Here is a 7,823-nt window from a genome sequence, read left to right on the forward strand (position 1 = left end):
CCCCCTCTTGGCCGCCTCGCGCACTGCCTCGACCGCGAATACGAACAACGGCGCCAGCACCGCCCCGCTGCGCATCTCCTTTGCAAAGATCAAGGAGCCCCTCGAGGTTCCGAACCTTCTTGCGCTCCAGACCGAGAGCTTCGACTGGCTGCTCGGCAACGACGCGTGGAAGGCTCGCGTCGAGGAGGCTCTCGAGAACGGTCAGGACGTCCCCACCAAGTCCGGTCTGGAGGAGATCTTCGAGGAGATCTCGCCGATCGAGGACTTCTCCGGGTCGATGTCGCTGACGTTCCGGGACCACCGCTTCGAGCCGCCGAAGAACTCGATCGACGAGTGCAAGGAGCGCGACTTCACGTACGCGGCCCCGCTCTTCGTCACCGCCGAGTTCACCAACAACGAGACCGGTGAGATCAAGTCCCAGACGGTCTTCATGGGCGACTTCCCGCTCATGACGAACAAGGGCACTTTCGTCATCAACGGCACCGAGCGTGTCGTGGTGTCCCAGCTGGTCCGTTCCCCCGGTGTCTACTTCGACTCCACCATCGACAAGACGTCCGACAAGGACATCTTCTCCGCCAAGATCATCCCGTCCCGGGGCGCCTGGCTGGAGATGGAGATCGACAAGCGCGACATGGTCGGTGTCCGCATCGACCGCAAGCGCAAGCAGTCGGTCACCGTGCTGCTGAAGGCGCTCGGCTGGACCACCGAGCAGATCCTCGAGGAGTTCGGCGAGTACGAGTCCATGCGCGCCACCCTGGAGAAGGACCACACCCAGGGCCAGGACGACGCGCTGCTCGACATCTACCGCAAGCTGCGTCCGGGCGAGCCCCCCACGCGTGAGGCCGCGCAGACGCTGCTCGAGAACCTCTACTTCAACCCCAAGCGCTACGACCTGGCCAAGGTCGGCCGCTACAAGGTCAACAAGAAGCTGGGTACGGACACCCCGCTGGACGCGGGCATCCTGACCGTCGAGGACATCATCGCGACGATCAAGTACCTGGTGAAGCTGCACGCCGGCGAGACCGAGACGACCGGCGACAACGGCGAGACGGTCGTCGTCGAGACCGACGACATCGACCACTTCGGCAACCGCCGCCTGCGCAGCGTCGGCGAGCTCATCCAGAACCAGGTCCGCACGGGTCTGGCGCGCATGGAGCGGGTCGTCCGCGAGCGCATGACCACCCAGGACGTCGAGGCGATCACGCCGCAGACCCTGATCAACATCCGGCCGGTCGTCGCCTCCATCAAGGAGTTCTTCGGCACCAGCCAGCTGTCGCAGTTCATGGACCAGAACAACCCGCTGTCCGGGCTGACGCACAAGCGTCGTCTGTCCGCGCTCGGCCCGGGTGGTCTGTCCCGTGAGCGGGCCGGCTTCGAGGTCCGTGACGTGCACCCCTCGCACTACGGCCGCATGTGCCCGATCGAGACGCCGGAAGGCCCGAACATCGGTCTGATCGGCTCGCTCGCCTCCTACGGCCGGGTCAACGCGTTCGGTTTCGTCGAGACCCCGTACCGCAAGGTCATCGACGGCCAGGTCACCGACGAGGTCGACTACCTGACCGCCGACGAGGAGGACCGCTTCGTCATCGCGCAGGCCAACGCGCCGCTGACCAGCGACCTCCGCTTCGAGGAGAGCCGCGTGCTCGTGCGCCGCCGTGGCGGCGAGGTCGACTACGTCGGCCCCGAGGACGTGGACTACATGGACGTCTCGCCGCGCCAGATGGTGTCGGTCGCGACCGCCATGATCCCGTTCCTCGAGCACGACGACGCCAACCGCGCCCTCATGGGCGCGAACATGATGCGCCAGGCCGTTCCGCTGATCCAGGCGGAGGCCCCGCTCGTCGGCACCGGCATGGAGTACCGCTCCGCCGTCGACGCCGGCGACGTCGTCAAGGCCGAGAAGGCCGGTGTGGTCCAGGAGGTCTCCGCGGACTACATCACCACCGCCAACGACGACGGCACGTACATCACGTACCGCCTGGCCAAGTTCGCCCGCTCCAACCAGGGCACCTCGGTCAACCAGAAGGTCATCGTCAACGAGGGCGACCGCGTCGTCGAGGGCCAGGTCCTCGCCGACGGCCCGGCCACCCAGAACGGCGAGATGGCCCTCGGCAAGAACCTGCTCGTGGCGTTCATGCCGTGGGAGGGTCACAACTACGAGGACGCGATCATCCTGTCGCAGCGCCTCGTGCAGGACGACGTCCTCTCCTCGATCCACATCGAGGAGCACGAGGTCGACGCCCGTGACACCAAGCTCGGCCCCGAGGAGATCACCCGGGACATCCCGAACGTCTCCGAGGAGGTCCTCGCCGACCTCGACGAGCGCGGCATCATCCGCATCGGCGCCGAGGTCATCGCCGGCGACATCCTCGTCGGCAAGGTCACCCCGAAGGGTGAGACCGAGCTGACCCCCGAGGAGCGCCTGCTGCGCGCGATCTTCGGCGAGAAGGCCCGTGAGGTCCGCGACACCTCGCTGAAGGTGCCGCACGGCGAGACCGGCAAGGTCATCGGCGTGCGCGTCTTCGACCGCGAGGAGGGCGACGAGCTGCCGCCGGGCGTGAACCAGCTGGTCCGCGTCTACGTCGCGCAGAAGCGCAAGATCACCGACGGTGACAAGCTCGCCGGCCGCCACGGCAACAAGGGCGTCATCTCCAAGATCTTGCCGATCGAGGACATGCCGTTCCTGGAGGACGGCACCCCGGTCGACATCATCCTCAACCCGCTGGGCGTGCCGTCCCGGATGAACCCGGGACAGGTCCTGGAGATCCACCTCGGCTGGCTCGCCAGCCAGGGCTGGGACGTCTCCGGCCTGGCCGACGAGTGGGCCCAGCGCCTGCAGCAGATCGGCGCCGACAAGGTCGCCCCGCGCACCAACGTCGCCACCCCGGTGTTCGACGGCGCCCGCGAGGACGAGCTGGCCGGCCTGCTGGAGAACACGCTGCCGAACCGCGACGGCGACCGCATGGTCCTCCCGTCCGGCAAGGCCCGGCTGTTCGACGGCCGCTCCGGTGAGCCGTTCCCGGACCCGATCTCGGTCGGGTACATGTACATCCTCAAGCTGCACCACCTGGTCGACGACAAGCTGCACGCCCGCTCGACCGGTCCCTACTCGATGATCACCCAGCAGCCGCTGGGTGGTAAGGCCCAGTTCGGTGGCCAGCGCTTCGGTGAGATGGAGGTGTGGGCCCTCGAGGCCTACGGCGCCGCGTACGCCCTCCAGGAGCTGCTGACCATCAAGTCCGACGACGTCACCGGCCGCGTGAAGGTGTACGAGGCCATCGTCAAGGGCGAGAACATCCCCGAGCCCGGCATCCCCGAGTCCTTCAAGGTGCTCATCAAGGAGATGCAGTCGCTCTGCCTGAACGTGGAGGTGCTGTCCAGCGACGGTATGTCCATCGAGATGCGCGACACCGACGAGGACGTCTTCCGCGCTGCGGAGGAGCTCGGCATCGACCTGTCCCGGCGCGAGCCGAGCAGCGTCGAAGAGGTCTGACGGGAGTCCGGCGGGGCCCTGACCCACCAGGGCCCCGCCGACCCCCAGGCCCCCGTTTCAGACCACAGACTTATCGAACCCTGAGAGGGATTGACGCATAGTGCTCGACGTCAACTTCTTCGACGAGCTCCGGATCGGCCTGGCCACCGCTGACGACATCCGTCAGTGGAGCCACGGCGAGGTCAAGAAGCCCGAGACCATCAACTACCGCACTCTCAAGCCCGAGAAGGACGGACTCTTCTGCGAGAAGATCTTCGGCCCCACCCGGGACTGGGAGTGCTACTGCGGCAAGTACAAGCGCGTCCGTTTCAAGGGCATCATCTGCGAGCGCTGCGGCGTCGAGGTCACCCGCGCCAAGGTGCGCCGTGAGCGGATGGGCCACATCGAACTGGCCGCGCCCGTCACGCACATCTGGTACTTCAAGGGCGTCCCCTCGCGCCTGGGCTACCTGCTCGACCTGGCGCCGAAGGACCTCGAGAAGGTCATCTACTTCGCCGCGTACATGATCACGTACGTCGACGAGGAGCGCCGCCAGCGCGACCTGCCCTCCCTGGAGGCGCACGTCTCCGTGGAGCGCCAGCAGATCGAGAACCGCCGCGACGCCGACCTGGAGGCCCGCGCCAAGAAGCTCGAGGCCGACCTGGCCGAGCTGGAGGCCGAGGGCGCCAAGGCCGACGTGCGCCGCAAGGTGCGCGAGGGCGCCGAGCGCGAGATGAAGCAGCTGCGCGACCGCGCGCAGCGCGAGATCGACCGCCTCGACGAGGTGTGGAACCGGTTCAAGAACCTCAAGGTCCAGGACCTGGAGGGCGACGAGCTGCTCTACCGCGAGCTGCGCGACCGCTTCGGCACCTACTTCGACGGCTCGATGGGCGCCGCGGCGCTGCAGAAGCGCCTGGAGTCCTTCGACCTCGAGGAGGAGGCCGAGAAGCTCCGCGAGATCATCCGCACCGGCAAGGGCCAGAAGAAGACCCGTGCCCTCAAGCGCCTGAAGGTCGTCTCCGCGTTCCTGCAGACGTCCAACAGCCCCAAGGGCATGGTCCTGGACTGCGTCCCGGTCATCCCGCCGGACCTGCGTCCGATGGTGCAGCTGGACGGTGGCCGCTTCGCGACCTCCGACCTGAACGACCTGTACCGCCGTGTCATCAACCGCAACAACCGCCTGAAGCGGCTTCTCGACCTCGGCGCCCCCGAGATCATCGTGAACAACGAGAAGCGCATGCTCCAGGAGGCCGTCGACGCGCTCTTCGACAACGGCCGCCGCGGCCGCCCGGTCACGGGCCCCGGCAACCGTCCGCTGAAGTCGCTGTCCGACATGCTCAAGGGCAAGCAGGGCCGCTTCCGTCAGAACCTGCTCGGCAAGCGAGTCGACTACTCGGCGCGTTCCGTCATCGTCGTCGGCCCGCAGCTGAAGCTGCACCAGTGCGGTCTGCCGAAGGCGATGGCGCTGGAGCTGTTCAAGCCGTTCGTGATGAAGCGCCTGGTCGACCTGAACCACGCGCAGAACATCAAGAGCGCCAAGCGCATGGTGGAGCGCGGCCGCACCGTCGTGTACGACGTCCTCGAAGAGGTCATCGCCGAGCACCCGGTGCTGCTGAACCGTGCTCCCACCCTGCACCGCCTCGGCATCCAGGCCTTCGAGCCGCAGCTGGTCGAGGGCAAGGCCATCCAGATCCACCCGCTCGTCTGCACCGCGTTCAACGCGGACTTCGACGGTGACCAGATGGCCGTGCACCTGCCGCTGTCCGCGGAGGCGCAGGCCGAGGCCCGCATCCTGATGCTGTCCTCGAACAACATCCTCAAGCCGGCCGACGGCCGTCCGGTGACGATGCCGACCCAGGACATGGTCCTCGGTCTGTTCTTCCTCACCACCGACGGCGAGATGCGCGACGTCAAGGGCGAGGGCCGCTCGTTCGCGTCCGTGGCCGAGGCGATCATGGCGTTCGACGCCGGCGAGCTGTCGCTGCAGTCGCGCGTGGACATCCGCTTCCCGGTGGGCACCATCCCGCCGCGCGGCTGGACCCCGCCGGCGCGCGAGGAGGGCGAGCCGGAGTGGCAGCAGGGTGACAGCTTCCGGCTGAACACCACGCTGGGCCGCGCGCTCTTCAACGAGCTGCTGCCCGAGGACTACCCGTTCGTCGACTACGAGGTCGGCAAGAAGCAGCTCTCCGAGATCGTCAACGACCTCGCCGAGCGCTACCCGAAGGTCATCGTGGCGGCGACGCTCGACAACCTGAAGGCGGCCGGCTTCTACTGGGCGACCCGTTCCGGTGTCACCGTGGCCATCTCCGACGTCGTCGTCCCCGAGGCGAAGAAGGAGATCGTCAAGGGCTACGAGGCGCAGGACGAGAAGGTCCAGAAGCAGTACGAGCGCGGTCTGATCACCAAGGACGAGCGCACGCAGGAGCTCATCGCGATCTGGACCAAGGCGACCAACGAGGTCGCCGAGGCGATGAACGACAACTTCCCGAAGACCAACCCGATCTTCATGATGGTGAACTCGGGTGCGCGAGGCAACATGATGCAGATGCGTCAGATTGCCGGTATGCGTGGTCTGGTGTCGAACGCGAAGAACGAGACGATCCCGCGTCCGATCAAGGCGTCGTTCCGTGAGGGTCTGTCCGTGCTGGAGTACTTCATCTCCACGCACGGCGCCCGTAAGGGTCTGGCGGACACCGCTCTGCGTACGGCCGACTCGGGTTACCTCACCCGTCGTCTGGTCGACGTCTCGCAGGACGTCATCATCCGCGAGGAGGACTGCGGCACCGACCGCGGCCTCAAGCTGCGGATCGCCGAGCGCGGCGCCGACGGCGTGCTGCGCAAGGCGGAGAACGTCGAGACGTCGGTGTACGCGCGCTGCCTCGCCGAGGACATCGTGGTCGACGGCCAGGTGCTGGCCCCGGCCGGCACCGACCTGGGCGACGTCCTCATCGAGGAGCTCGTCGGCCGGGGCGTCGAGGAGGTCAAGACCCGCTCGGTCCTGACCTGCGAGTCCGCCGTCGGCACCTGCGCGATGTGCTACGGCCGTTCGCTGGCCACCGGCAAGCTGGTCGACATCGGCGAGGCGGTCGGCATCATCGCCGCCCAGTCCATCGGTGAGCCCGGCACCCAGCTGACGATGCGTACCTTCCACACCGGTGGTGTGGCCGGTGACGACATCACCCAGGGTCTGCCCCGTGTCGTCGAGCTCTTCGAGGCCCGTACCCCGAAGGGTGTCGCCCCGATCTCCGAGGCCTCCGGCCGCGTGCGGATCGAGGAGACCGAGAAGACCAAGAAGATCGTCGTCACCCCGGACGACGGCAGCGACGAGACGGCGTACCCGATCTCGAAGCGTGCCAAGGTCCTGGTCCGCGAGGGCGACCACGTCGAGGTGGGCCAGCAGCTCACCGTGGGTGCCACCAACCCGCACGACGTGCTGCGCATCCTGGGTCAGCGTGCCGTCCAGGTTCACCTGGTCGGCGAGGTCCAGAAGGTGTACAACTCGCAGGGCGTGTCGATCCACGACAAGCACATCGAGATCATCATCCGGCAGATGCTGCGCCGCGTGACGATCATCGAGTCCGGCGACGCCGAGCTGCTGCCCGGCGAGCTGGTCGAGCGCTCCCGCTTCGAGCAGGAGAACCGTCGTGTGGTCCAGGAGGGCGGACACCCGGCCTCCGGCCGTCCGCAGCTGATGGGTATCACCAAGGCCTCGCTGGCGACGGAGTCCTGGCTGTCGGCCGCCTCCTTCCAGGAGACGACCCGAGTCCTGACGGACGCGGCGATCAACGCCAAGTCCGACAGCCTCATCGGCCTCAAGGAGAACGTCATCATCGGTAAGCTCATCCCGGCCGGTACGGGTCTGTCCCGCTACCGCAACATCCGGGTCGAGCCGACCGAGGAGGCCAAGGCCGCGATGTACTCGGCCGTCGGCTACGACGACATCGACTACTCGCCGTTCGGCACCGGCTCCGGCCAGGCCGTTCCGCTGGAGGACTACGACTACGGTCCGTACAACCAGTAAGCGGGCAGCTTGACGGGCGGCCACTCCCCGCGGGGGGTGGCCGCCCGTCGGCGTTCCCGGCCCCGCGGAGCGAGGGACGCGGCCGGGGTCGGATCGCTACGATGGAGCGGTTCCGTGGGGTTTCGGGGGGCGGGTAGGCCGATGGGGGCGTCCAGGCGGTGCCGCGGCTGCGGGGCCGCGGTGGAGCGGCCGGGACAGCTGGTGTGCCGGTCGTGTCTGGCGCCGCTGGCACTGACCGGGGCCCTCGGCCACGGGGCGGCGGAGACACCGACGGTGCGGGAGCGCCCGGTGCGCGGGCTGCGGCTGGAGTTCGGGGTGGGAGTGGTACGG

3 protein-coding genes are annotated in these 7,823 nt (G+C 67.7%); all 3 read left to right on the forward strand.

Annotated elements, in window-relative coordinates; all coding sequences use genetic code 11:
* The first annotated feature begins 7 nt into the window (after nt 1-7).
* Nucleotides 8-3,493 (forward strand): DNA-directed RNA polymerase subunit beta, encoded by a 3,486-nt coding sequence (gene rpoB, locus ABZ261_RS12575; protein ID WP_356858200.1) that lies wholly within the window; start codon nt 8-10, stop codon nt 3,491-3,493.
* 100 nt (nt 3,494-3,593) lie between these two features.
* Nucleotides 3,594-7,493, forward strand: a complete 3,900-nt coding sequence (locus tag ABZ261_RS12580; protein ID WP_356858202.1) for a DNA-directed RNA polymerase subunit beta' — start codon at nt 3,594-3,596, stop codon at nt 7,491-7,493.
* Nucleotides 7,494-7,634: 141 nt separating this feature from the next.
* The coding region (locus tag ABZ261_RS12585) for a hypothetical protein (protein ID WP_356858204.1) at nt 7,635-7,823 on the forward strand (189 nt) is incomplete at its 3' end.

Origin of the sequence: Streptomyces sp. NPDC006193 (assembly GCF_040613915.1) — a bacterium.
In the GTDB taxonomy this organism is placed as follows: Bacteria; Actinomycetota; Actinomycetes; order Streptomycetales; family Streptomycetaceae; genus Streptomyces.